Here is a 23,115-nt window from a genome sequence, read left to right as displayed (position 1 = left end):
TGTAGTCATTCTACTATTACTTGTTGGCTCGAACCTAATAAGTGATGAACGGCAATAATCAAGTCGCTGAGAATGAAATTAGGCTGATGCTGTTGCAGTTGATAGCGACTGCGAATTCCGCAGGTAACGGCAATTGTAGGTATTCCCAATGCTTTTCCTGCGAGGATGTCTGCTTCTGTATCTCCGATCATCCAAGCCGAACCCAGTGATGACTTAAATTCTTCTGCAACTTGGACCAACAATTCAGTTTTTAAGGCTGTATAGTTGTGATAGGCGGCATCCGCCATCTGAGTTCCGCTAATGCAGGTAAACAGTCTGGCTAAACCGTAATTTTGCAACAGTTGAACGGCTTGATTTCTCGGCCGCAGGGTAACTAAAATCAGGCGCACGCCGCGGGAGTGGAGAAGTGCGATCGCCCATTGCACTCCCGGCTGGATGCGATCTAAGTGCAACAAGTCTGGCTGATTGACAATCCGACTCACGCATCCGAGAAAAACGTGAATTTCTTCTCCCGACAAGCCGGAAATTTTGGCTATTTCAGCATCGGGCACTCGGTTTTGTTTCATTTGCCAAAACTGCTGTTTGCTCAGGATTTGGAGGTTGAGGTTGATTCCCCTAGCAAGATAAGCTGCTTGAGTGTCGGCTAATCCCTGTTGATAGGTGGCGTAGTAGCGATCGGACACATCGACTATGGGCCCGTCTAAATCGCAAAATACTGTCATCCGGGGGGAGGAGTCAGCCTCTAATGGTAGTTTGTACTGAAGGTTTTCGGAGTCTTGGGTGACAGCATTTAACATAAAACGTTAAGTAAATCAAGGGAGTTATACATTTCTTGACTTTAGCAAGAATCGTATAAGTTATAATACAAAATTTTAAATACAATTATTAAAAAAACCTATTAATATTTTGAGGATTGGGCTCAATAAGGGCGATCGGGCCTGCGCGTCGATAAAATCCAGGGAAAAAGTGATTTTTGTGGCTGTTGATATGTGCTTTAGCCATTAAAGTTTAGAATTAAGTGTTTAGTCTTTTGTAATTTACCCATGCTCAAACAAAGCGATTTTGTTAGGAATTCGGACACTAATCGAGTAGAGGTGCTGTCCGAAGCACTGCCTTACATTCAACACTTTACTGGTCGCACCATTGTGGTCAAATATGGCGGTGCGGCGATGAAAGATAGCACTCTCAAAGACAAGGTGGTTCGGGATATTGTGCTGCTAGCTTGCGTGGGGATGCGTCCGGTTGTGGTTCACGGCGGCGGCCCGGAAATTAATATTTGGCTGGAAAAATTGGGAATTGAGCCGCAATTCAAGGATGGTTTGAGGGTGACTGATGCGGCGACGATGGAAGTTGTAGAAATGGTTTTGGTCGGGAAGGTAAATAAGGAAATTGTTTCGTTAATTAACCAAGCTGGCGGCAAAGCAGTGGGATTGTGCGGCAAGGATGCCAATCTGATTCAAGCTCGTCCGGACGGCCGGGAGGGAATTGGGTTTGTTGGTGAAGTCAGCGGCGTGAAAACCCAGATTTTGGAGTCTTTGGTGAACGGCGGTTATATTCCGGTGGTGTCGAGCGTGGCGGCGGATGAACACGGTCAATCTTACAACATTAATGCTGACACGGTGGCTGGGGAAATTGCGGCTGGTTTGGGAGCAGAAAAGTTGATTTTGATGACTGATACTGCGGGAATTTTGGAGGATTATCACAAGCCAGAGAGTCTGATTGCTAAGTTGGATATTCAGGAAGCGAGAGAGTTGGTTGAGTCGGGAGTTGTGTCTGGGGGGATGATTCCGAAGGTTAATTGCTGTGTGCGGAGTTTGGCTCAGGGTGTTAAGGGTGCTCACATTATTGACGGTCGAATTCCTCACGCTTTGCTGCAAGAAATATTTACGGATGCGGGGATTGGGTCGATGATTGTGGCTTCTGAGTTTAGCACGGCGAACTTAAGGCTTAAGTAAGGCGTAAATCCTAGGGTAGGGCGGGTGCGTGAAAGGGGTAAACTCGCTGCGATCGCGTATATCCTAACTAAACCTGCCCCTACCAACTTTGAGAAGGCTCTTCTGGGAAATTACTTCAACTAATTCTAACCGTTGTTGGATTTCACCTTTTGTTAAACTATGATCGAAAACTTTAAACTTTTGGATTCTGTTGCGATTCTCAAGCCGATTTCAAATACGCGATTAGCGCTAGTGGGATCAGAATACGCATCTATTTCTAGTTTGCCAGTTGGACTTGTGGGAACTATTATTGAAGTGTATGATACGGGAAAGGAATGTCAGTATTTAGTGGAGTTTGCTGATAGTAAAGGGATTGAATATGCTATGGCTATGTTGAAAGCTGATGAAATTTTAGTTCTGCAATATGAACTGGCACTTGCTTACTAATGTCAGGAGAATAGAGTTAGATAAGGGCGATTCCCTACGGGATAGCTCCGCACGCGCGGACTTTGGGAAGGAAAGGGATCTCGTTCTTTTAAATTTGAGATGTCCGAGGGACGATGGCACTTTGAGAAAAAAGAAGCCGACAATTGCGCCATCGCCAAGGCATTATCAGACTGCTTTGAGGTATTGCGTTACAGGCTTCAAATCGATGTCATCGTTGTTCGTCAGTATTTTAAATAAATGACAGGGGATGCCGGCTGCAATCAAAACTTCCAAATCGCGATCGAGCTTTGACCAGTCCTCGTAGATGCCGACAAACTGACTTACGCAAGCTAAAGATTCATCTTTCGGGTCATTGACTCCCGTGTATTTGTACTGAATATCAAAACCTGCTTTTTCGCCAATTTCTTCGATATCCCAGTCTACAAGTGCCATATCCGTCACTTCAACAGCCAGGGCAATATGACCGGGCGGTATGGGGTCAAGAGGCTGGCAGCACCAGCCCTGAGAATGGTTCCAGACGCTTTGACCAAGAGATTCTCGGATTTTCATGTATTTTCCCTCACAGAAAGTAGCAGCGAAACCCGGCTTTTCATACTCCCGCGACCTAAATGCAGAAAGCGATCGCCCCTTGATAGAGTTTCAGTGCTACACTAAAATTACAGCATTGCTCGGTGGCAATTACATGATACCCTCCTTGCACGAGAAAAATATATGGTAACTACGCTAGAAATTGACAAAATTCTCTTTCAAGAAGCTCTTGATTTGAGTAACCATCCAACACCTACTACATTAATCGAAGCAGCTTTACGCGAGTAGATTCAACGTCGCAAACAATTAAAAATATTGGAATTTTTTGGTACTATTGACTACGATAATGAAAATTAGGTGATGTTAAAGTGTCATCAACAAAACCGATTTTTAGGGTAAGTTATAATCAAGATCGATGTGTCCGGTTAATCTATCATGAGTACACAATCTGCTTCGCGTTATGTCGCACGTCACCCTGAAATCTTGCAAGGCGAACCAATTATAGCAGGAACGAGAACTTCCGTTCGTGCGATCGTGGAATTGTGGCGCTTGGGTATCACTCCTGAAGAAATTCCGATGCACTTACCTCATCTGAAATTAGCTCAAATTTTTGACGCACTGAGCTTTTATTTGGATAACCAAGAAGAAATAAATACTTATATTGAGCGGAATCGAATTCCTGAAGACTTGATTCATCCTGCTGTGAAAGCTGCAATGAAAAAACTGTGAAACTATTTGCAACTATTCATACAGATGAAGATGTTTCTAGGCTGGTAGCGACTTTGCTGCGGGCTAGGGGCTTTGATGTGACGACAACCAGCGAACAGGGAATGTTGAGTCAATTGGATAGCCAACAATTGGCTTATGCTGCATCTGTCGATCGATGTTTGCTGACTCACAATCGCGTGGACTTTGAGCGATTACACCTAGAATATATGACTGAAGGACGGGAACATTCTGGAATTATTGTGACTCCTCAAAAGAACGCCTATGAAATTGTCCAACGGGTTGCTATTCTGTTAAATACGTTAACGGCTGATGAAATCGCCAATCAGCTTTTATATGTGTAAATTGAGGGTCTATTGAAAGATTAGCGATCGCACTTTGGGAAGAAAAGGGCGATTCCCTACGGGATAGCTACGCACGCGGGTACTTTGAAAAAGCAACAATTACGCTACGCCCAAGACATTATCAGACTGCTTTGAGGTATTGCGTTACAGGCTTCAAATCGATGTCATCGTTGTCAGTCAGTATTTTAAATAAATGACAGGGGATGCCGGCTGCAATCAAAATTTCCAAATCGCGATCGACCTTTGACGAGCCTTCATAAATGCTGACAAACTGAGTTACGCAAGCTAAAGATTCATCTTTCGGGTCATTGACTCCCGTGTATTTGTACTGAATATCAAAACCTGCTTTTTCGCCAATTTCTTCGATATCCCAGTCTACAATATCTAGGGCTAGGGTGACAAAATACTAAAGTAAGCTTGACACTAGAAAAGTGAAAGTTAGGCTATGTTAAAATGTTCTCAACAAGACCGCTTTTCCACCATACCGCACAGGAATCAGTGCCATGTCCATTTCTAAACCTGAAAAGCGACAGTATTTAAAACCGATTAATCCCCCGGATCCTCAAATGCGAGCGATCGTTTACAGTTTAGATTCTTTAATTCCAGGGCTCTACATTTGGCTGGGTGCGCTCAAAATTCGGATTGGGGGTAGCTTGACAGAAGAAAGCTATCCGGGGAAAATTCAGAGTCCAATTGGCATGGCTTTTGTACTCCCTGGCTACCGCATCTACAGCACTTACCAAGGTAGCTATGACCCTTGAATTGACTCTTTGCTATAATGGCATAATAATACTATTGATGGCGATCGCACAAACAATGAGCAAAGAAAACATGATGCTGACACTGGACAGCGAGAAAAAAGCAGCACTTTCTGCGATCGCTAACCTGATGAATCGGGATTTAAGCGACGTAGTGAATGAAGCAATCTCGACCTATCTGGAAATGAATCAAAGGCTACTTGCAGAAATTACAACAAATCAGGAAGAATCAAAACTTGGCGACTTTATTGACGAGGGACAAAAAAAGGGAGCTATAGATTTACAATCTCGCGGTATAAATCGAGAACAAGCAGCAAATCTGCGTGCTAGGCTGCAAAGTTTTGCTGAAGATTGGAACTGTCCAGAAATGGATGTGTACGATGCCTTATAATCGTGGCGAAGTGGTGTTAGTTTTGTTTCCCAATTCTAGCCTGCGAACCGCTAAGCGGCGACCGGCTTTGGTCATTCAGGCTAATAGTATAGGAACTAATTTGTCGCAGACTATTGTGGCAATGATTACGAGGAATCTGGCTCGTGCTGGGCATCCCAGTCGAGTGTTGGTAGATATCACAAGGTCTGAAGGACAGCAAACGGGATTAATAACAAATTCGGTGATTATGACTGATAATATTGTCACTGTTCTCGATTCAGAAATTGATAAAGCGATCGGTATTTGGTCAGATATGGTATCTGTAGATGCTGCACTCAGACACACATTAGGACTGTAGCAATCGCTTGGGGAGGAAAGGATGATAGAGAGGGAATGCGATCGCTCTTTTTGTGATTTGGGGAAAAGGGCGATCGCACTTTTGGAAGAAAAGGGCGATCGTACTTTCTCTAACTTTACTTAACTGGCTTCCAACTATTGAGAGATTCCCGAATCGAAGTTAATTGACTGAGGTACTCAATAAGCTTGGCTTTTTGATACTCAAGACGAGCTAGAATTTCCGGCGCTTCTGCTTCTTTCGTTTCCCGTTCCTTCAAAACGCGATCGAAGTCATTTTGAAACCTGTTGATGTAATCATTGATTTGCCGTTCTGCACTTCGGAAGTCAGTATCAACTTGTTGCTCAATCACCTGCTCTAGGAGCAATTGGCTTCCCGAAACATTGTCATCAATTTTTTGTTTGATTTGCTCTAGAGTTTGGCGCAAGTCAACTTGATAAATAGTACGCTGGTCTTGAACTTCTATTGTTTTTTCAATAGGAACGTCTACCGTGTAAGTTTGATCGCCCTTACATAAACTATTTGATTTCTTTTTTCGGCTTTCCTTTTGAACCTCATTTATATTTTTAATCCTGGTAAATACCTCTACTTGACGTTGAATCCCTGCATCAATTCCGGGGAAATCAAAACTCGGAAACTGAATCGGATTAATGTTCAGTTTAACCTGTAAAGCATCACCCAAATAATTAGACAACTCATCAGATATTTTTTGAATATCTTCTTGAATCCTCGTGGCTAACTCCTCTCTGATGCTAGTACCCTCTCGAACTAGCTGATCTTGAGTATCTATCCACCAACTTTCAATACTTGGCGCACAGACATCATTAATAGTTTTTAGAATTTTTTGAGCTTCAGTCTGAGTCTGACAACGAATAATGTACGGATCGAACTTTTCAGGGTTATAATCTGGTTGATAGACAGAACCATTGAAAGTTTCAGGAACAGTTTCACTAAGTTTATCCCAGAGAGATGCGCTAAATTTGAATGCTGTGCCTAATTCTTTACCAAAAACAGGAATTAATCCTAATAGAGCTTCTCCAATTTCTCCCACTCTTTGTCTGACGAAGCGGATTTTTTCAATTTGTGGCATTGGCTGGGGAGTAAGTTGAATTTTTTTTTGCTTTGGAGAGTTGGCGGAACGAGACTCTGCAATTTTATCTATCTCACTGGCTATCTGAGCTTTAGCCACATCAGCAAATGTGTTAATGCCTTGACTAAATCCTGAAATTAGTATTTGCTTCTGTTGCTCTACAGCTTTCTTTACAGATTCAATGTTAGCCCTCGCATTCTCTGAACGTCTTCTGTAGTCTTCTACTTTTTCTTTGAGGGCTTCAATCCCCATTTTCCAACCTTTAATTTCTGTATTTAGAGTATCTTCCATTGCCTTAGCAGCTTTATCAAGTTCTGCCACAACCTCACTCAATAGATGCCAGCCGGAATTTTGAGTAATTCTTTGAATGACTGTTTCTTGAATGGTAGGTATACCGCTATCTTCAAGCGCTTGCGGTGCAATTTTCCAAGGTGCAGGAATAATCTGATTGCCTTCCTCATCTTCAGTAGCATACCTAGCGCTAAAGAATTTTTTGAAATCTTTCTTTTGGCTTTCGGTAGCCTTTCCTTGCTGGATCAGTTTCGCTAGAAGCCCTTGTCTTGAACTAGCAGGGTAGATAACTGGATTGCGAAAACCAAAGCTAGCTAACTCTAGTTGCAAATCTTTGATGACCTCAGCAATTTCTCTATCTCTCTCTGTCTTCTGGTCAATTTTATTCAGGATAAAATAAATTTTACCCGTGTTCTCGGCTATGAAGTCCTTGCGATTTTCGACAACATCCTTAAACAAATCGGAAACCGCATTATCTTTGTAGGAAGCGTAGTTTAAAATAAACAGAATGGCATTGCAGGTTCGCAGTGCTTCTAGTGCTGTCTGCTTCAGTGCATTTGTGTTAAAATTTGCCGAATCCCACTCATTAGGGCCGGGAGTATCAACTAAGGTAAAACCTGTTAGAGAAGATAATTTGCTAATTGCTTCAATTGGATGCTCTATCTCAAAGCGTGTAGTGTTGTCAGGATTGCTTTTTTCTCGAATTTCACGGGTACGCAGCAGGAATGTTTGCTGAATTTCGCCCGCGTCACCCTCAACAAGAATGACTGGTTTTCTTTGTCCTTCTCGATACTCTAAAAGTCGGGGATTTTTGCCCGGTTTAATGTGTCGAACATCTGTACGGCAGATGGTACAGGCTGCCGTTTCACTCGCCAGAATATCAGCACCGATGATAGAATTCAAGAAGGTGCTTTTGCCTGCTTTCATTGCTGCTATGACGGCTACTTGATACTTCTGAGCTTGCAAACCTTTTAAAGCTTTGTTGATGTCATTTTCAATGCTTTGTAGCCCTTGACTTTCATTTCCCTGAGTGGCGAGTCCCTCTCGGAATTCTTTAAGATATTGTAAGAGCCGATCGCCTGTGTCGTAGATGCTGTTGTAGGCTGCTTGGAATTCTTGAGAAGACATAAGTTGACACTTTTTAGTTGAGGGAGGGGCTAAGTTAGAGCTAGAAATGCGCGGTTAAAATTGATAGATATTTGACGCTTACCAACCTATTCGCCAGGGGTTTAAACCCCTGGCTAACAGCGAAAGTCCTCTCAAGAGGACTGAAAATTTTGTACATTAAGTATTTAGTCCTCTTTAGAGGACTTTCGCTATGAGACGGGGGTTTTTAACCCCCGGCGGACTCGTGCAACAAGCGCTAAATATCAACAACCTAGTTATTAGCCAGGGACTGAAGTCCCTGGCGCGAGTCAATGTTTAGTCGTCAGAAAGAGCCTTGCTAATCCCGTAAAATGCCAAACCAGCCAACGCACCTACGGCTACACCAACGGGCCCAGCAGCAGCACCAATACCAGCACCTCCGCCAACGGCACCAACTGCCGTCAAACCTGTAGCAGCTACCACACCAGCACCCGCTGCAGCACCCGCAGCAGCGGAACCTGCCGCTTTCGCTATTTCATCACCTTTAGCCATTGAAATACCTCAGTGTAAGGAACAAAAACTAACTGTTTGACTAACGAAAGTTAATTAAACAGGCAAAATTTGAAAGATCGCGATCGCACTTTCCCGCTTTTCTAAGTATTTGCACTTAGACGATGAATCAGTAATTTAATCCTAGACTACCTATTGTTAGCAAACAACTAACAAACGCTAGCAATTTCGGTTATGCTATCGTTAGCCACATCTCACCACGCCCGAAAATGGCCTCAAAAGAAGACTTATTTGCCGAAGCCGCCAAACACTGGGATTTAGAAAGGCTGTACCAAGCTTTTGCAGAAGCTAAACGGCAAATCTCTCCTCGATCGCGCAGGGGACTAACAGAAACAGAAAAACTCTACCTGCGAGGATTGCTTTCCGGTTGCAGTCCCGCCGAAATCGCCCGCCAACTGTTTCAGAGTTCCAAAAGTGCAGAGGTTTATTTATGTAAAACTTTATACCAATATGTTAAAAAAATCGCAGATGTACCTAACGAACCTGTAGGAAATTGGCGCAATATTTGCGATCGGCTAGAAGAAGCCGGATATAAAACTCAGTCCTCTCCTGAATTTAAAATAAATAATTCTGTACCTACAGAAGCTTTAATAAAGATAGTTAATATAGGTTGGCTGGAGCAAAGTACAATATCAATGGATATTAACATCCAATTAACATTCCCCTCAACTTCAGAATCTCCAAAAACCGAAGATTTCGATAAAGACGGTTAGATGGGCGATCGCACTTGGGGACAGAAAGGGATCTCGCCCCTCCACAGAGAGGCAAAAATGTTAATAATCTTATAGCTAATAGTTTTAGAAGGAACTTTTTGATAAAATATAAAAACTTAAACTGTCTCATAGACTCCTATATTACTATAAATAATAAAATTAGTAAAATTTATGTTTCGATTAAGTATCCGAGCGAAAAATCAAGCTTTGGGCTTTGTCCTTGGTTTATTAATTTTTGTCATTTTCATTCCCGGATGTTGGGCTTTAACAACTAATATTCCTCCAACAGCAGCACCGCAAGTAAATAACAAAGTAGTTGTGCGTGCAGATGTACAAAATACATCAAATTCTCGCTCCTCATTAGGAGTTGGGCTTCATGGTATTGCTGACTCCTCAACACAATTACCCTTTTTAGATGCTTTCAAATCTTCTCGACAATGGATAACTCAATGCGCCAGCGAACAACCAAACTGTAAAGGTGAATGGGATACAGAGGAGTATAATCTTTTAAACCTTGATGAAAATGGGTGGGTGAAGTCTCTCCCATCTCCTGAAGATGCTCCTAAATATACTAGTGTAAGTACCCTATTACTTAGGGAAATCCCCAATCGCTATCCTTCAGGACAATATATTGTTACTTATGAGGGTGAAGGTGCGATCGAATATAACTTTGATGGCCAAAAAGATGAGGCTGCGTCGAAACCCGGGAGGGATATCATTAATGTGGACGCCACACAAGGCGGAGGCATAATGATTACAATTACTGCTACAGATCCCAAAAAAACAGGGAACTATATCCGCAATATTAAAATGGTTCGCTCCCAAGATGAACAGCTTTATCAAAGTGGTGAAATATTTAATCCGCTATTTATAGAAAAGATAAAAAAATTTAGAGTTTTGCGTTTTATGGACTGGATGGGGACAAATGGTTCTGAACAAAGAGAATGGTCAAACCGACCTAAACCAGAGAGTGTATCCTATGCTTACAGAGGAAATGTTCCCATAGAGATTATGGTGAATTTAGCTAATAAAGTCCAAGAAGAACCCTGGTTTAATATGCCGCATCAGGCTACGGATGAATATATGACTAACTTTGCTAAAATGGTAAAAGATAGTTTAGATCCAAAGCTGAAAGTTTATGTAGAGTATTCTAATGAAGTTTGGAATTGGTCGTTTCCACAATCGCATTATGCTTTGGAACAAGGTAAAGCGAAGTGGGGAGATAAAGGCGATGCTTTTATGCAATGGTACGGAATGCGTACTGCTCAAATGTGCGATATCTGGAAAGGTGTGTTTGAGGATCAAAAGAATCGAGTTGTCTGCGTGTTAGGAGCTCAAAGAAGCTGGAGAGATTTAGAAACTTATGCTTTAGAGTGTTCCTATTGGGTAGCTGAGGGCAATAAACCTTGTTATCAACACGGCATTGATGCCGTAGCCATAGCTGGATATTTTAGCGGCAACTTGGGCGGGAAAGAAAGTGTCAGCACAGTAGAGTCTTGGTTGAAAGACGCAGATGGCGGGTTTGGGAAAGCTTTTAAGCAATTAAGAGAGGGCGGGTTGCTTCCTGGCTTTAAAGATAGTTTTCCAGATGTTGATAATGACTTTAGGTATTTCTTAGATGTGGCTCAAAAAAAAGGTCTCAAGTTATTTGTTTACGAGGGCGGTCAACATATTGTAGGTACTGAAGGAGTAGAGAATAACGAAAAACTGACTGAGTTTTTTATGGAATTAAATAGGCGTCCAGAAATGTATGATATCTACACCCAATTACTGAATAGTTGGAAACAAGCTGGAGGCAGTCTTTTCATGCACTTTGTGGACGTGGGTGGATTTAGTAAGTGGGGAAGTTGGGGGGCTTTGGAATATGTGGAACAAAAGGGTTCGCCTAAGTATGATGCCTTGATGGATTTTATTGATAAGAATCCTTGCTGGTGGGATGGGTGTGCTGTTGAGGGATGATGAGGAAGTGGGTGCAATCAAGAATCCTTCGACACTTCCTCAAAATCTTCAGCATCCCCCGGCAAACCAGAACCCTCGCTACTCCTCAACCTGGGCGATTCCCCATTATTTGCACCGGCACCGTAACCCCCAGAATACCTGTCCTCCAAACCCGAATCCCTCAGCGAAAGCGCACTTCTTTGACTGGGCGACAATCTATCTGTCGATCGCCGATTTGTCCCAGCAATCGGTGGCTTCCGAGTTAAAGTTTTCCAAGCAGCTTTAATCCCGGTAACCACGCTGCGAGTTGTAACCTGCAGGTTTTGCGCCTGCTTTTTCGCGCTACCAATACTTCGATCGACCTGTTTGACAACCTCCCCCGCACTTTGCACCCCATCGCTAACATCATCCGTCAACTCGCTAATTTCCAGCCCCGTCAACCGAATCGCCTCCAACGTCGGCGGAAACTCGCGAGAAAGCGTATCAGCGAGCTTTTCCACACTGCGGGCCGCCCGTGCCAGCGCTTGCACCGCAGGTATTAAAGTCACTAAAACAGCAGTCAGGCTAACTGCTACTAGCAAAATCGAAAGTCCTAGCCAAAATATGGGATCGCTCACTTGAATCTAAGATTTGGGGTTGAGGATTTCATGTGATTTAGCGGATGGGAGGGCGCGAGGGGGGGCTCACTTCAGCTTCAGTTTCCGCCAGTGTTTGGCGTTCCCGCTGAGTCGCTTCCAAACCGGCCGCGATCGCCTCTTTGAGTCTCATCAAAGTTTCGTCCCAATTTCGGATTGCAGTTTCAGAAAGTCGATCGGCCTGCAACTGCACGCTAGTCGATAAATCCTCCGCCAACGCAGGCATTGCTTCCGCCGATTTTTTCAATATCTGCCGCGTCTCCTTGCCGGTTCGCGGTGCCATCAGCAACCCAGTGACGGCCCCGATCGCAGAACCCACAAGCAAACCGCCAATAAATAATCCTGAACGTTTAGTTGACATTTTTATAACTTCTCTCCATAGACCAATTTTAGGCACGTTTGCCCGAACCCAGCCCTTTGCAAAGGTAGAAATCTTGTTGAAAATCCTAGGGAGTCAGCAGGGGCAGCAGTTTTAGGATAGCTTACCTCAAAGGTCGATCGCGCCGGAGCCAAAGTGTCCGAGCCCAACCCAGCAATCCCAAAAGTTGCTGAACCTGTTGCAGTTGCAATTCCAGTTGTTGATAGCGCCGTCGCAGTTGGCGGGTACCTTCCTGCCTTTTAGCAAGGAAATCCGGCGAGTTGCTGAGGACATTGCTGCTGCGGCGTTCCATTGCTGCGATCCGCATTTCAAAACCTGCGATCGCCCGCCGGATTTTCCACACCTTCGCAGCTATATAAAAGCCGACCACAGATATTAGTAGATTGATAATTACAGCAGCAGTCAGCATTTATTACCTGTTTTAAAAAAACTAACATAGGGTGCTTTTTATGGCGGGCTATAAGCCCGCCCACCAGATATTTTGTAGGGACACAACAATGTTTTGTCCCGATTTCTTGTGTAGGGACAAAACATTATTGTGTCCTAAACTATGTGTCCCTATCCCTAAAGCGCCTAAAGTTTTAAGCCTGAGACATAGCAGGCAAACAAACCTTAGTACCGCCCAAACCGCAATAACCGTTCGGGTTTTTAGCAAGATACTGCTGGTGATAGCTTTCTGCGTAATAAAACTCAGGAGCATCAATAATTTCAGTAGTAATCTTGCCGTAACCGGCCGCCGTCAGAGCCTGCTGGTAAGCATCCCGCGAAGCTTCAGCTAGCTGCCTTTGGCTGGCTGAATACGTGTAAATTCCCGATCTGTACTGAGTACCCGAATCATTGCCCTGACGCATTCCTTGAGTAGGATTGTGACTTTCCCAAAAAACTTTTAGCAGCGTTTCGTAACTAATTACTTTCGGATCGAACACAACCAGAACCACTTCATTGTGTCCCGTCATCCCGCTGCAAACTTCGTTGTAAGTAGGATTCGGAGTAATCCCGGCCGCGTAGCCAACAGCAGTCGAAAAAACTCCATTTTGCTGCCAAAATTTGCGTTCTGCTCCCCAAAAACAGCCCAAGCCAAACAAGGCAGTCTCCATGCCTTTTGGAAAGGGAGGTTTGAGCGGATTGCCGTTAACAAAGTGAGTTGTCGGTACCGACATCGACTCTGCCCGTCCCGGCAATGCCTCTTGGGGAGAGGGCAGGCTCGACTTTTTGCCAAATCCAAATAGCACCATAAGTTTGTGAGGGGGATCTCTGAGAAACGTCTTTACCTTACTTAATAATATCAGATGTACACTGAAAATAGTCGCCCTCTGGAAGGTAGAAGGTAAAAGGCAGAAGGCAGATTGTTTTTACGGAGGCTTTTTGGTGATACTGCTCACAGCAAACGCAGTTTTAAATCACATTAGGCAGTGCTATATGTCACCCAACTATAGCTAAAATATTACATATTGTTGAGTTATAAATCACGCGGATTTTAGGCAAAACAGCCGATAATTAAAGATATGGTGTTGTAGCAGTTATTCAATACCAGTTATTGGGAGTGTGTAGAAATGGCAGCTAAACCTTGCAGTGAACCTTTAAAATCTAATCCGTTTATTACTTACCGCGACCCGATTACAGGCAAGTGGATTGTGGTAAATCCCAATTTGCCCAACGCAGCAGAACAACCACCGCTAGCAGCAGCTTGAGTTTTACTATTAATTTTACCTGAAAAATCCACTATAATTTCAGATTGCTCCGGGGCGAATTTTACAAACCATCTATGTCGGAAACGAATAATCTGACAAACCCGCCCCCACAAGGCGCACAATCCCAATGTACATTTTTTCGATTCGATCGCAGACAGGGTTGATGTAGATTATTCGTTGTGTGAAGGCGGGTTTATCTAGATTATTGGCAGTCATTAAATAGCGGTAAGTTAACATCATGTAGGCCGTTGTAAAGTAGCAGCTTTTCGGCACGACACAAAAGATTTTATGTCCAGGCTCCAACTTGTCAGAATTGAATAATTCGTTTAACATTAAAGAAATGGAGACGCCGCTTGTATTTCCCTGAATGTAAAAGTTTGTCAACCATTTTTATTCAGGAATCATGCAGCCTGCTTGTTTTAGAAGTTATACAATTTATTCCCGGAAAAAGTGAGACGAATAGCAGCACAGCAGCCACTCGATTTCTTGCGGACAAACTCTCCCTGCTTTAATCAACCGCAGTCAACCTTCAATGCCTAATTTCATGAGATTGTCCAGCAAGCGAATATTCTGCAGCAAGTCAAAAGCTCCTGCTGTGGCTGCATCGAGGTAGGAGGAATAATCTAACCAGCTTTTAGTTGATGTTTCGTGGGCTAATCCTGAATACGTACAAACTGGATAAGCATTGGCGCAGTAAATTAGTTCGCTTCCTTCTATCTTTAAGCTGATTCCTATCGCGTTGGGATGGTTTTTTCGCAACTATTATCGGCAAATTCGGAGAGTATCCAGCGCCGAAATTATGTATCGAAAGGCAGGGGTGTTCTCGCTTAACATGAAGTTTATGCTTCAAATAGGGTGTTTTTGAACAGGCGCGAGGGAAATTCGGCAGCTACCGCAATAGCTGTTTGTTTTTGACTGGGTTGGAGTTGAGATGGGGCGTAATTTAAATCACTAACTCTGCCACAGCAAACTCCTTGAGTTGACACTATTTCTAGGGGAGATAATTCGGAAAGTTCCCCCTGTACTGTGCTGACAAATTCCGATACTAATAAGTCTGGTAAAGTAGTGGCGCAGGCCAGTAAGTCGATCGCCCCTGGTTCCAGATTCTCCATTCTCCTCGAAAAATCGCGGCTCGGACGGCAAACTCTGCCATTTGGCTGTTATAATATAGTCTTTGCTGCTGTTTATCGATCGCGTAGTAGCCCTTTTGAATGCCGTTGCTGTTGAGAATTCGCTGACTGACTCTCGAAGGGCGCGAGGCCTTTTTGCCGAGATACTCTTCCCTCTCATCATTATTAATCGGTTCTCCCGGCAAAAATTTTCCAATCCGATTGATATAAGCACTGTGCATAGCGTAAACCTCTAAAGATGCTAATTTAGTCGGGTTGGTGGTTTTGTTAAATCAAGCCAGAAAATATCTAAAATTGATTGTGATTTGTGATTTGTGAACTTTTAAGGAGGAACCAGCTATCTTGTAGAGTCGGCCCAAATCACGCAAGTTAAGCAACAGCGGCAACAAGTAACCGGAAGCGGGGTGAAGTTTATTGTAGTTGAGCCAATATGTAAGTAGAGTTCCTTCGCTGCTTCTCGACTGAAATGGATATTGCAAAACTAGATACTTGGTATCCTCCATCTCAACGCCGCACGGCTGTTTCGCTGTTGATGAAACGAGTAGGCGTAACCCGCACTAGGGCTGAATGCTTTATCAGGCTGTGGATTTACTTATTGGTGAAACAGCTTCAGGAAAGCCAGCCCCATCTCAAACCACCGCTGGCGAAACTGGAATTGCCAGCAACAGAAGTGCTGTGCACTCACCGGGAAGCCGCCGAACTATTTTACTGCGATACAGATCGCGGGAGCTATCGCGCCGCCGGGATGATGTTAGATAAATTAGCAGCACTCGGATTGATCGCAAAACACTTTGATGGTAACGCTACGGTAATTGAAATTAAACCTGTTTCAGGAATTTTAGATGTCCCGCAGCCGGAAAATCCGGTACAACTCAAATTAGATGATTTCAACCCTCGATGCGACGCGATTCCCGTTGCCAATTTATTAGCCACCAATTACAACTGGATGAACCGCAACACTAACGCCGTTCCCTACAAAATTGCTAAAATCCTCCGGCTTTTGGCTAGTCAATACTCAAAAGGAATGCGAGTTTTGCGCCGCTGCGATAATCTCAATCCAGTCGGGTTTTACTTACTTTATCCCACGGCTAGCGAATCAGAAGTAAATTTTTTTAACGCTCCTAGCAAAAGCCTTCATTTAAGTTCACTTTCCGATATCGATCCTTTCAATATGGCGCTACCAGGCGATAAAAATTGTCAGTCAGTATTTGTCCGCAGTTGGATGATAGATCCGCAGTATTTCTCAGAATACCAAATTGCTTTCCTCGAAGACACACAGAAAGTTTTAGTTGAAATGCAAACAGATTTTCCCAATCTTTGCGACTTGCACACGCTGATAATGCACCCCCAGTACGAAAAACAGGCCATGGCTTTGGGATTTCAGAAGACTAGCACCGATAGTCAGTTATCTGTTTATTGGATCTATCTAGCATTGGATAGATTTTTGGCGCTGGATATCAAGGAAACATTAGGTAAACTGTAAGTAATATCAATTCCGGTTGCACCGTCCGTGATTGTTGACTGATGACTGTTGACTGTTGACTGTTGAATGTTGACTGATGACTGATGACTGTTGACTGTTGACTGATAACTAATGACTAAGGACTAATGATTAATGACTGTTGGCTCCCACCAACTCTGGACACCGCATCGTGCCGTTTCCCTACCCCAAAATAATCAATCTTCCTGGATAAAAGATGTAACTATCGCTCGATTGATTGTCGGGAAACGCCACGGCGCTGTGTCCTGACTTTCGGTAATATGAATTCGGATCCCACCGGATTTTATCTAATATCAAATCTCATTTTGTAGTAAGAGCTTTAGTCCTAATTAACTGGTTCGTAGTAAGAACTTTAGTCCTAGTTTCTTCTTCGATTAGGACTGAAGTCATCACTACGAAATTGTTTACAAAACCTCGCGACCTAAATAGGGTTGTAAGGCTTCCGGCACTTTTACAGTCCCGTCCGGCTGCTGGTAATTTTCCAAAATTGCCGCCATTGTCCGGCCTATAGCTAAACCGGAACCGTTAAGGGCGTGAACGAATTGAGTGCCTTTTTTCCCCGTTTCTTTAAAGCGAATATTTGCCCGCCGCGCCTGAAAATCTGCGACGTTGGAACAACTGGAAATCTCGCGGTATTTGCCAGCAGATGGCAGCCACACCTCTAAATCGTAGGTTTTGGCTGCCGCGAAACCCAAGTCGCCTGTACATAGTGCGATCGCCCGATAAGGCAGTTTCAGCGCCTGCAAAACGGACTCAGCATCCTGCACTAACTTTTCGTGCTCTGCCTCGGAGGTACTCGGATGCACGAGTTTTACCAATTCAACTTTATTAAATTGGTGCAGCCGAATTAATCCCCTCGTATCTTTGCCGTAACTGCCAGCTTCGCGCCGAAAACAAGGAGTATAAGAACAGTGATAAATTGGCAACTGTTCGGCTGTCAAAATTTCACCTCTGTACAAATTGACCACCGAAACTTCGGAAGTAGGAATCAGCCACAAATCGTCTTGGTCGCACTTGAAACTTTCTTCAGCAAATTTTGGCAATTGACCCGTAGCAGTGAGGGATTCGGTGTTAACTAAAAATGGGGGAATGACTTCTACATAACCGGCTTTTGTGTGGCGGTCGAGCATGAATTGAATTATCGCTCTTTCCAGGGCTGCACCAGCTCCCATTAAGGCGACAAAGCGGGGTTGAGAAATTTTGACAGCGCGTTCAAAGTTGAGAATTCCTAACTTTTCGCCGATTTCCCAGTGCGGCAAAATCCCCGTATTTTGGGGAATGTATTCGTCTCCCCAGCGCCGGATTTCGACGTTTTCCTCTTCATTTTTGCCGATCGGCGTTGAGGAGCCCGGCAAGTTTGGCAGCGGCAGCAATAAAGCTTCTATTTGAGCTTTTAGGTCTTTTTCCTTTGCTTGCAGTTCGTTTGACTCGGTGCCGACTTCGTTGCCTTCTGCTTGCAAAGTTTGAATTTCGGGAGATTCGAGGGGTAAACCCGATTTTCTTTTTTGACCTATGAGTTTGGCGATTTCGTTGCTGCGGGCTTGCAGTTGCGATCGCTTGCCTTCCAACTCCCGCTGCTGTCTGTCTAGTTGCAAAATCGCCTCGATTTCATAGTTACCTCCGCGCAGGTTGAGGCTTTCTTGCACGGCTTGCGGGTTTTCTCGGATTAATTTGAGGTCTAGCACAGATTTATTCTAAATCTTAAATTTTAGATCGGCTGGGACAAAACCAGATGATATAGAAGCTTTGTCAATCATTTGCGCTATCAATTATAAATTATTCTGATGAGTTTTGCCGTTGGGTGTTACCCATGAAGGGTTACACCCCCCAAAGATCTGCTATACTGGCAAATATTAGTAGATGCACCCTGATAATTTTTTACCCCAGCCAGCGATGGCTGGGGTTTTTTGTTGTGGCATGGGATTGAAGTCCTGGACGCACTCTCAGTCTAAAAAAGCCGGTTTCTCGCGCTCGTCGTCTCAAATGAGGCAATTACGTTAAGAAACTGGGTTTTTGCGTCCAGGACTAGGTTGGTAAGTCCTAAAATGTCTTTCCGGTTAAAAGTTAAAGCCTGTGCGAACCAACCAAACCCATTGAGTGTCGTTGCGGCTGTCATTCTCAGGATTAACCACTACCCAAACAGCAGGGGTGATGGAAATGTTGTCGTTGACCTGAAAGCGATAGAAGGCTTCAATGTGATAGGAAGTATCTCGCTCGCGGCGCACACTACTGCTCGTCACGCGACCTGGCAAACCCACCAAAATCCCGGGTAGGTTGCCTTCACCTCCCACATCTGGGAAACTTATACCGATCGCTGCATACACAATATCAGCGCGATCGCCGCCGTCAACATTTAGCAAAACCAAGCCACCTCTACCATCAGAAACGCTGCTAACACCGGAATTTTCTGCATTGGCGCGAGTATAAACGCCCCAACCGTGAACTTGCAAGCGGGGAGCAAGGCGGTAAAATCCTTGTACGCCTACAGTATCGCTGGATGTAGCAATATTGTCCCCAAAGGGTCGCGCAGCCAGAAAACTGCCCGTACCGCCTGTGATATCGGCTTTACCGCTTGGTGCAAAAGTACGAGAATAGGCTACGCCAATGGCTCCGCGATCGCCCCGGTAGGCAAGCTGAACCAAAGCGTTGTACGAACCGTTGAATAAACCGTTACTTGACTGCGAGAGATTGGGATTTCCTGCTATATAGCCTACAGTCAGGGTGAGGTTTTTGACGATCGTCCAGTTGACAGCAGCACCGCCACCTCCCCGGCGGTAGAGGGGATTGTATTGTCCGAACTTCGAGGGAATTCCCTCACTATCGGTAGCGATCGTGGGAGGAGTCAGCAAATCCGTAATATCGGGATACCCGACACCTGTCGGGCCGACGGTCAGCGCCAGATTAGAGGTCAGCGGCGTTACATACAATACGTGAGGGACGGTGATTGTGTTGTCGGTATTGCCATCAAAGTTCAAGGCCGTCATATTTGTACCCGTCTCATCGGCAATCCTCCTGCCCAAGTTGCCGAATTCCAAACGGGTTCTCAGCATATCGCGACCGGTGAAGCTGGTTTCAAAATTTAATCGGCCCCGGTTGGCAATAATAGTGTTGGTGCGATCGCGCGAATCCCCAACACTGTTACCCGAGGTATCTGTTACCACCACGATAATTTCCGCATTCAGCTTAGTTGTGGTGGAGAACTGATTCGCTTCTAGTTGTGCTGTGCGTGCATCGAGAGTATCGACTCGACCCCGCAACACCGATAATTCAGTTGCAAATTCTGCTTGCAGTTTTTGGACGATCGCTAAATCTTCCCCAGTAATCAGGTTGGTTGTTCCGGCGGCAATTAGTTCGCTGACTCGATCGAGACAGCTATTCAATCCTGCTGCAAATTCGTAGCGAGTCATAGCCCGGTTTCCTCTGTAAGTGCCGTCGGGATAACCGGCAATGCAGCCGTAGCGTTCTACCAGAGATTGCAGCGCCTGAAACGCCCAGTCAGTCGGTTTTACATCCGAGAGTTGAGAGACAGAATTCACCTGTGCGAAGGGTTCTTCTGCCAAAGTATTTAACGGTTCAGGAGCAACTAATCTATCAATTGGTGCAGCAAAACTTGGTAATGATGTTAGTAGAAATACACCAGGCGTTCCCACTATAAAAGCAGTAATCAGGTGAGGAAAATGCTGGATTTGCATAGGACAAAGCTCCGCATAAAAACCGATATTGCATCATTCTCAATAACGGGCAAGATGCCCGTTCCACAATAAAATTCACTCTTTGTGGAACGGGCATCTTGCCCGTTCCTAAACAAGTAATTGAGAAAGGTGCAATATCTCAGTTACATCCGTTAAATTCGTTACAGAATCCTTTTCGGAACTTCCTTCTTCCTTTTCCCCCTTGGGGGGGCTGGGGGGGGTTGGATTCCCCTAGGCTGCGCTTGAACCGGTGCGAACTTTGTCAATCGTCACTGCGATAATTATCACCAGACCTTTCACAACTAACTGCCAGAAGAAAGACACATTCATGAGAGTTAGTCCATTGTTGAGCAGGGCAATAATTAAAGCCCCGAGCAAAGTACCCCAAATAGTGCCAATTCCACCTGTAAAACTCGTTCCTCCCAAAATTACAGCAGCGATCGCATCTAATTCGTAGCCTTGCCCCAACATCCCCGTCGCACTGTAGAGGCGCGACGCGCTCATAATTCCACCTAAACCAGAAAGCAACCCACTCACGCCATAGACAAATAACAGCACCCGACTCACCTTAATACCTGTCAACCGTGCTGCCCGGATGTTGCCTCCCACGGCGTAAATATGCCTCCCGAGAACAGTCCGCCGCAAGACAAACCAACTCGCTAAAACTGCGAGGAAAGCGATAATAACCAACCAGGGAATAGGACCGACATAACTGTTACCTATCCAAGCAAAATTCAGATTTCTATTGATAACGGTAGTGCCGTTAGCGACTAAATAAGCAACTCCCCGCAAAGCTGTGTAAGAACCGAGGGTGACGATGAACGGAGGCAAACCTAAATAGGCAACTAGGGACCCGTTAAGCAATCCCAAAAAGACTCCGGCTATTAACGCAGCCGGTACGGCAAACCAACCCAGACCAGGAACTAAGGAAACCAGCACCCCGACAACTGCCGTCACGCCCAAAATTGACCCGACTGAAAGGTCAATTCCGCCAGTCAAAATCACAAAAGTCATGCCAGTAGCTAGGACAATATTGATCGATGCTTGCCGAATGACATTGATCAAATTTCCTACGGAAAGAAAGTTGGGCGTTACCAGGGAAAAAATTACACAGATGGCAACCAAAATCGGCAGGATACCGGCAACTTGGATGAATTTTTTCCAAGCTACGACTTGGCTCGCTTTCTGCCGATCGCTCCCTGAACTTCTGCTGGTTTTTGTTTGCGTTTGACTCATGATTTTACTACCTCTTTTGCACCAGTGGCATAAGCCATAATGTTTTCTTGCGTAATCTTTTCCCCAGTCGAGCCGCCTACTTCACCGACAAGGCTTCCTGCTCGCATCACTAAGACGCGATCGCTCATTCCCACAATTTCCGGCAGTTCGCTAGAAATCATCAAAATAGCCACACCTTTGGCTGCCAAATCGCTAATAATTCGATAAATTTCGCTTTTTGCGCCAATGTCCACACCCCGCGTCGGTTCATCTAGCAAAAGTACCTTTGGGTTGATAGCCAACCAACGGGCTAGCAGCAACTTCTGCTGATTTCCCCCAGAAAGATCCATTGCCCTGATGCTCGGACTTGCCAGGCGAATCTGCAAATTATTAATAGCATCATTGACAACTTTTAACAAAAAATTTGAGTTAATAATGCCAGCTTTTGCTTCTCTATCGAGGACGTTCATGGTGATATTCTCACCCGAACTTGCCTCCAAAAATAGTCCGAGAGCCTTGCGGTCTTCTGGCACGTAAGCAATTCCGGCGGCCATTGCTTCATTTGGTGTCGAGACATTGAGATGACGACCTTCCAGTTTTATTTCACCGCTTACCTTCCGATCTGCACCAAAAATCAGGCGGGCAAGTTCTGTTCTGCCAGCGCCAACTAAACCCGCTAAACCCAGAATTTCGCCCGCATAAAGTTGAAAACTGGCAGGCTTTACTTTGTGGCCGTCGCTTAAATTTGTTACCTCAAGAACAACTGCACCCGGTGTTATTTGATGCTTGTTTTCGTACAAATCCTGTAAAGAACGACCCACCATCATTTCCACCAGGCGTTCTGCCGAAATTTCGTGCTTTTCAAGAGAGCCAATATACCCGCCATCTCGGATGACGCTCACGCGATCGGCAAGGGCATAAATTTCTGCCATTCTGTGGCTGATATAAATAATAGCAATGCCCTCATTCCGCAAGCGGCGAACCACTTCAAAAAGCTTATCTGTTTCGCGGTCTGAAAGCGCGGCCGTCGGCTCGTCCATCACTAAAATTCGGCTGTTGTCTTTGAGCGCCCTAGCTATTTCCACTTGCTGCTGTTCGGCAATTGAAAGTGTCGAAACCAGGTCTCCCGCCTCAAAATTTGCATCGAGGTTTTTCAAGACCTCAGCGGCCCTACGCTGCATTTCATCTTGGTCGAGAAATGTACCTCCTTTCTTCAGTTCGCTGCCCATAAAAATGTTTTCAGCAACTGTCAGATTGGGGGCGAGATTGAGTTCTTGATAAATAATCGCTATCCCTAAATCTCTGGCTTGACCGGGGTCTGTCATCTTAACAGCTTTGCCCTCAATTCTGATTTCGCCTGCATCGGCTATGTACGCTCCCGCCAGAATTTTCATCAGCGTACTTTTGCCCGCGCCGTTTTCCCCCATGAGGGCGTGGACTTCGCCCGGGTAAACGGTGATATTTACATCGTGCAAGGCTATAAAACCGTTAAAGGTTTTTTTAATACCTTGCATTTCGAGGACGGGCTTGGTTTGGATTGAATTTATAGTGCTATTTACCATCGTAAATTTGGTGTAGGAGGATGTCACTTGCCATTGATGCCAACTTTCCACGCTCTTTCCCGCAGTCCGGCAGGGGTTGAAACCCCTGCCTCAAAGCTAAAGTCCTCTGAAGAGGACTAATAGATATCTCCCAGAATTGTTGTGGAACAGGCAAGATGCC

The 23,115-nt window shown here is 44.7% G+C and carries 29 protein-coding genes; 13 read left to right on the top strand and 16 right to left on the bottom strand.

What is annotated here, in order from left to right; translation table 11 throughout:
- Positions 1 to 5 precede the first annotated feature (5 nt).
- On the bottom strand, positions 6 to 797 hold the full coding sequence (locus QUB56_RS05290; RefSeq protein WP_332953796.1) for an HAD family hydrolase: 792 nt from the start codon (positions 795 to 797) through the stop codon (positions 6 to 8).
- A 246-nt stretch (positions 798 to 1,043) separates the two neighbouring features.
- Between QUB56_RS05290 and argB the strand changes: the two genes are divergently transcribed.
- Positions 1,044 to 1,955 carry an acetylglutamate kinase gene (gene argB / locus QUB56_RS05285; protein ID WP_332953793.1) on the top strand — a complete coding sequence of 304 codons (912 nt, stop codon included), beginning with the start codon at positions 1,044 to 1,046 and terminating at the stop codon, positions 1,953 to 1,955.
- A gap of 159 nt (positions 1,956 to 2,114) precedes the next feature.
- Positions 2,115 to 2,381, top strand: coding sequence for a DUF4926 domain-containing protein (locus tag QUB56_RS05280; protein ID WP_332953792.1), 267 nt, complete (start codon positions 2,115 to 2,117; stop codon positions 2,379 to 2,381).
- Positions 2,382 to 2,546: 165 nt separating this feature from the next.
- On the opposite strand, the gene QUB56_RS05275 is transcribed toward QUB56_RS05280, so the two are convergent.
- Entirely contained in the window at positions 2,547 to 2,930 is a 384-nt protein-coding gene (locus QUB56_RS05275) for a hypothetical protein (RefSeq protein ID WP_332953790.1), read from the bottom strand.
- 162 nt (positions 2,931 to 3,092) lie between these two features.
- Between QUB56_RS05275 and QUB56_RS05270 the strand changes: the two genes are divergently transcribed.
- The 6 genes from QUB56_RS05270 to QUB56_RS05245 all read left to right on the top strand — a co-directional run bounded on the left by QUB56_RS05270 (position 3,093) and on the right by QUB56_RS05245 (position 5,465).
- Positions 3,093 to 3,197: a type II toxin-antitoxin system VapB family antitoxin gene (locus QUB56_RS05270; protein ID WP_332953789.1), complete on the top strand. Its 105-nt coding sequence runs from the start codon at positions 3,093 to 3,095 to the stop codon at positions 3,195 to 3,197.
- Between the two features lie 147 nt (positions 3,198 to 3,344).
- Positions 3,345 to 3,638, top strand: coding sequence for a DUF433 domain-containing protein (locus QUB56_RS05265; RefSeq protein ID WP_332953788.1), 294 nt, complete (start codon positions 3,345 to 3,347; stop codon positions 3,636 to 3,638).
- A complete protein-coding gene (locus QUB56_RS05260) occupies positions 3,635 to 3,979 on the top strand; it encodes a DUF5615 family PIN-like protein (protein WP_332953785.1) in 345 nt (114 codons plus the stop codon). Before QUB56_RS05265 ends, QUB56_RS05260 begins: the two co-directional genes overlap by 4 nt.
- Before the next feature lie 503 nt (positions 3,980 to 4,482).
- The gene (locus QUB56_RS05255; protein ID WP_332953783.1) at positions 4,483 to 4,740 is read left to right on the top strand and encodes a hypothetical protein; all 258 of its coding nucleotides are present in this window, start codon (positions 4,483 to 4,485) and stop codon (positions 4,738 to 4,740) included.
- Positions 4,730 to 5,128 (top strand): hypothetical protein, encoded by a 399-nt coding sequence (locus QUB56_RS05250; RefSeq protein ID WP_332953782.1) that lies wholly within the window; start codon positions 4,730 to 4,732, stop codon positions 5,126 to 5,128. Before QUB56_RS05255 ends, QUB56_RS05250 begins: the two co-directional genes overlap by 11 nt.
- Positions 5,118 to 5,465 carry a type II toxin-antitoxin system PemK/MazF family toxin gene (locus QUB56_RS05245; protein ID WP_332953781.1) on the top strand — a complete coding sequence of 116 codons (348 nt, stop codon included), beginning with the start codon at positions 5,118 to 5,120 and terminating at the stop codon, positions 5,463 to 5,465. Before QUB56_RS05250 ends, QUB56_RS05245 begins: the two co-directional genes overlap by 11 nt.
- Positions 5,466 to 5,580: 115 nt before the next feature.
- Here QUB56_RS05245 and QUB56_RS05240 read toward each other — a convergent pair whose 3' ends face one another.
- Positions 5,581 to 7,971, bottom strand: coding sequence for a dynamin family protein (locus QUB56_RS05240; RefSeq protein WP_332953780.1), 2,391 nt, complete (start codon positions 7,969 to 7,971; stop codon positions 5,581 to 5,583).
- 294 nt (positions 7,972 to 8,265) lie between these two features.
- Positions 8,266 to 8,481 (bottom strand): hypothetical protein, encoded by a 216-nt coding sequence (locus QUB56_RS05235; RefSeq protein WP_332953779.1) that lies wholly within the window; start codon positions 8,479 to 8,481, stop codon positions 8,266 to 8,268.
- 227 nt (positions 8,482 to 8,708) lie between these two features.
- Here QUB56_RS05235 and QUB56_RS05230 point away from each other — a divergent pair, with 227 nt between their 5' ends.
- The gene (locus tag QUB56_RS05230; RefSeq protein WP_332953778.1) at positions 8,709 to 9,212 is read left to right on the top strand and encodes a DNA-binding response regulator; all 504 of its coding nucleotides are present in this window, start codon (positions 8,709 to 8,711) and stop codon (positions 9,210 to 9,212) included.
- A gap of 171 nt (positions 9,213 to 9,383) precedes the next feature.
- Entirely contained in the window at positions 9,384 to 11,171 is a 1,788-nt protein-coding gene (locus QUB56_RS05225; RefSeq protein ID WP_332953776.1) for a cellulose-binding protein, read from the top strand.
- 17 nt (positions 11,172 to 11,188) lie between these two features.
- Here the strand turns inward: QUB56_RS05225 and QUB56_RS05220 are convergent, their stop codons facing one another.
- From QUB56_RS05220 to msrA, 4 genes are all read right to left on the bottom strand, one after another.
- Positions 11,189 to 11,767, bottom strand: coding sequence for a DUF948 domain-containing protein (locus QUB56_RS05220; protein ID WP_332953775.1), 579 nt, complete (start codon positions 11,765 to 11,767; stop codon positions 11,189 to 11,191).
- Positions 11,768 to 11,804: 37 nt separating this feature from the next.
- On the bottom strand, positions 11,805 to 12,146 hold the full coding sequence (locus tag QUB56_RS05215; protein ID WP_332953773.1) for a YtxH domain-containing protein: 342 nt from the start codon (positions 12,144 to 12,146) through the stop codon (positions 11,805 to 11,807).
- 121 nt (positions 12,147 to 12,267) lie between these two features.
- A complete protein-coding gene (locus QUB56_RS05210; RefSeq protein ID WP_332953772.1) occupies positions 12,268 to 12,573 on the bottom strand; it encodes a hypothetical protein in 306 nt (101 codons plus the stop codon).
- A gap of 172 nt (positions 12,574 to 12,745) precedes the next feature.
- Positions 12,746 to 13,399, bottom strand: a complete 654-nt coding sequence (gene msrA, locus QUB56_RS05205) for a peptide-methionine (S)-S-oxide reductase MsrA (protein ID WP_332953770.1) — start codon at positions 13,397 to 13,399, stop codon at positions 12,746 to 12,748.
- Between the two features lie 318 nt (positions 13,400 to 13,717).
- Here msrA and QUB56_RS05200 point away from each other — a divergent pair, with 318 nt between their 5' ends.
- Positions 13,718 to 13,855, top strand: a complete 138-nt coding sequence (locus QUB56_RS05200) for a hypothetical protein (RefSeq protein WP_332953768.1) — start codon at positions 13,718 to 13,720, stop codon at positions 13,853 to 13,855.
- A gap of 72 nt (positions 13,856 to 13,927) precedes the next feature.
- Here QUB56_RS05200 and QUB56_RS05195 read toward each other — a convergent pair whose 3' ends face one another.
- The 4 genes from QUB56_RS05195 to QUB56_RS05180 all read right to left on the bottom strand — a co-directional run bounded on the left by QUB56_RS05195 (position 13,928) and on the right by QUB56_RS05180 (position 15,206).
- Positions 13,928 to 14,239 (bottom strand): hypothetical protein, encoded by a 312-nt coding sequence (locus tag QUB56_RS05195; RefSeq protein WP_332953767.1) that lies wholly within the window; start codon positions 14,237 to 14,239, stop codon positions 13,928 to 13,930.
- A gap of 138 nt (positions 14,240 to 14,377) precedes the next feature.
- Complete coding sequence (locus QUB56_RS05190; RefSeq protein ID WP_332953766.1) at positions 14,378 to 14,614, bottom strand: hypothetical protein; 237 nt, start codon at positions 14,612 to 14,614, stop codon at positions 14,378 to 14,380.
- An 80-nt stretch (positions 14,615 to 14,694) separates the two neighbouring features.
- Entirely contained in the window at positions 14,695 to 14,841 is a 147-nt protein-coding gene (locus QUB56_RS05185; protein WP_332953765.1) for a hypothetical protein, read from the bottom strand.
- Positions 14,842 to 14,900: 59 nt separating this feature from the next.
- Positions 14,901 to 15,206, bottom strand: a complete 306-nt coding sequence (locus tag QUB56_RS05180; protein ID WP_332953764.1) for a hypothetical protein — start codon at positions 15,204 to 15,206, stop codon at positions 14,901 to 14,903.
- 245 nt (positions 15,207 to 15,451) lie between these two features.
- On the opposite strand from QUB56_RS05180, the gene QUB56_RS05175 reads away from it, so the two are divergent.
- Both QUB56_RS05175 and QUB56_RS05170 read left to right on the top strand, forming a co-directional pair.
- Positions 15,452 to 16,468, top strand: a complete 1,017-nt coding sequence (locus tag QUB56_RS05175) for a hypothetical protein (RefSeq protein ID WP_332953762.1) — start codon at positions 15,452 to 15,454, stop codon at positions 16,466 to 16,468.
- Positions 16,469 to 16,600: 132 nt separating this feature from the next.
- Positions 16,601 to 16,735, top strand: coding sequence for a hypothetical protein (locus tag QUB56_RS05170; protein WP_332953760.1), 135 nt, complete (start codon positions 16,601 to 16,603; stop codon positions 16,733 to 16,735).
- A 155-nt stretch (positions 16,736 to 16,890) separates the two neighbouring features.
- Here the strand turns inward: QUB56_RS05170 and serS are convergent, their stop codons facing one another.
- The 4 genes from serS to QUB56_RS05150 all read right to left on the bottom strand — a co-directional run bounded on the left by serS (position 16,891) and on the right by QUB56_RS05150 (position 23,006).
- The gene (gene serS / locus QUB56_RS05165; RefSeq protein ID WP_332953759.1) at positions 16,891 to 18,171 is read right to left on the bottom strand and encodes a serine--tRNA ligase; all 1,281 of its coding nucleotides are present in this window, start codon (positions 18,169 to 18,171) and stop codon (positions 16,891 to 16,893) included.
- A gap of 372 nt (positions 18,172 to 18,543) precedes the next feature.
- Complete coding sequence (locus tag QUB56_RS05160; protein ID WP_332953757.1) at positions 18,544 to 20,178, bottom strand: iron uptake porin; 1,635 nt, start codon at positions 20,176 to 20,178, stop codon at positions 18,544 to 18,546.
- Between the two features lie 231 nt (positions 20,179 to 20,409).
- Positions 20,410 to 21,414, bottom strand: a complete 1,005-nt coding sequence (locus tag QUB56_RS05155; protein ID WP_332953755.1) for an ABC transporter permease subunit — start codon at positions 21,412 to 21,414, stop codon at positions 20,410 to 20,412.
- A complete protein-coding gene (locus QUB56_RS05150; protein ID WP_332953753.1) occupies positions 21,411 to 23,006 on the bottom strand; it encodes a sugar ABC transporter ATP-binding protein in 1,596 nt (531 codons plus the stop codon). Before QUB56_RS05150 ends, QUB56_RS05155 begins: the two co-directional genes overlap by 4 nt.
- Between the last annotated feature and the right edge of the window lie 109 nt (positions 23,007 to 23,115).

Source organism: Microcoleus sp. AR_TQ3_B6, assembly GCF_036702785.1.
Lineage (GTDB): Bacteria > Cyanobacteriota > Cyanobacteriia > Cyanobacteriales > Microcoleaceae > Microcoleus.
The sequence above is the reverse complement of the archived record's forward strand: the minus strand, read 5'-3'. Positions and strand labels throughout refer to the sequence as shown.

Bases quoted from the DNA above. Each gene is read 5' to 3' on its own strand.
- QUB56_RS05180 (WP_332953764.1), bottom strand. From the start codon at position 15,206: ATGCACAGTGCTTATATCAATCGGATTGGAAAATTTTTGCCGGGAGAA.
- argB (WP_332953793.1), top strand. From the start codon at position 1,044: ATGCTCAAACAAAGCGATTTTGTTAGGAATTCGGACACTAATCGAGTA.
- QUB56_RS05290 (WP_332953796.1), bottom strand. From the start codon at position 797: ATGTTAAATGCTGTCACCCAAGACTCCGAAAACCTTCAGTACAAACTA.
- QUB56_RS05240 (WP_332953780.1), bottom strand. From the start codon at position 7,971: ATGTCTTCTCAAGAATTCCAAGCAGCCTACAACAGCATCTACGACACA.
- msrA (WP_332953770.1), bottom strand. From the start codon at position 13,399: ATGGTGCTATTTGGATTTGGCAAAAAGTCGAGCCTGCCCTCTCCCCAA.
- QUB56_RS05230 (WP_332953778.1), top strand. From the start codon at position 8,709: ATGGCCTCAAAAGAAGACTTATTTGCCGAAGCCGCCAAACACTGGGAT.
- QUB56_RS05160 (WP_332953757.1), bottom strand. From the start codon at position 20,178: ATGCAAATCCAGCATTTTCCTCACCTGATTACTGCTTTTATAGTGGGA.
- QUB56_RS05155 (WP_332953755.1), bottom strand. From the start codon at position 21,414: ATGAGTCAAACGCAAACAAAAACCAGCAGAAGTTCAGGGAGCGATCGG.
- QUB56_RS05200 (WP_332953768.1), top strand. From the start codon at position 13,718: ATGGCAGCTAAACCTTGCAGTGAACCTTTAAAATCTAATCCGTTTATT.
- QUB56_RS05265 (WP_332953788.1), top strand. From the start codon at position 3,345: ATGAGTACACAATCTGCTTCGCGTTATGTCGCACGTCACCCTGAAATC.
- QUB56_RS05235 (WP_332953779.1), bottom strand. From the start codon at position 8,481: ATGGCTAAAGGTGATGAAATAGCGAAAGCGGCAGGTTCCGCTGCTGCG.
- QUB56_RS05250 (WP_332953782.1), top strand. From the start codon at position 4,730: ATGACCCTTGAATTGACTCTTTGCTATAATGGCATAATAATACTATTG.
- QUB56_RS05255 (WP_332953783.1), top strand. From the start codon at position 4,483: ATGTCCATTTCTAAACCTGAAAAGCGACAGTATTTAAAACCGATTAAT.
- QUB56_RS05245 (WP_332953781.1), top strand. From the start codon at position 5,118: ATGCCTTATAATCGTGGCGAAGTGGTGTTAGTTTTGTTTCCCAATTCT.
- QUB56_RS05215 (WP_332953773.1), bottom strand. From the start codon at position 12,146: ATGTCAACTAAACGTTCAGGATTATTTATTGGCGGTTTGCTTGTGGGT.
- QUB56_RS05210 (WP_332953772.1), bottom strand. From the start codon at position 12,573: ATGCTGACTGCTGCTGTAATTATCAATCTACTAATATCTGTGGTCGGC.
- QUB56_RS05225 (WP_332953776.1), top strand. From the start codon at position 9,384: ATGTTTCGATTAAGTATCCGAGCGAAAAATCAAGCTTTGGGCTTTGTC.
- QUB56_RS05170 (WP_332953760.1), top strand. From the start codon at position 16,601: ATGACTGTTGGCTCCCACCAACTCTGGACACCGCATCGTGCCGTTTCC.
- QUB56_RS05175 (WP_332953762.1), top strand. From the start codon at position 15,452: ATGGATATTGCAAAACTAGATACTTGGTATCCTCCATCTCAACGCCGC.
- QUB56_RS05280 (WP_332953792.1), top strand. From the start codon at position 2,115: ATGATCGAAAACTTTAAACTTTTGGATTCTGTTGCGATTCTCAAGCCG.
- QUB56_RS05275 (WP_332953790.1), bottom strand. From the start codon at position 2,930: ATGAAAATCCGAGAATCTCTTGGTCAAAGCGTCTGGAACCATTCTCAG.
- QUB56_RS05270 (WP_332953789.1), top strand. From the start codon at position 3,093: ATGGTAACTACGCTAGAAATTGACAAAATTCTCTTTCAAGAAGCTCTT.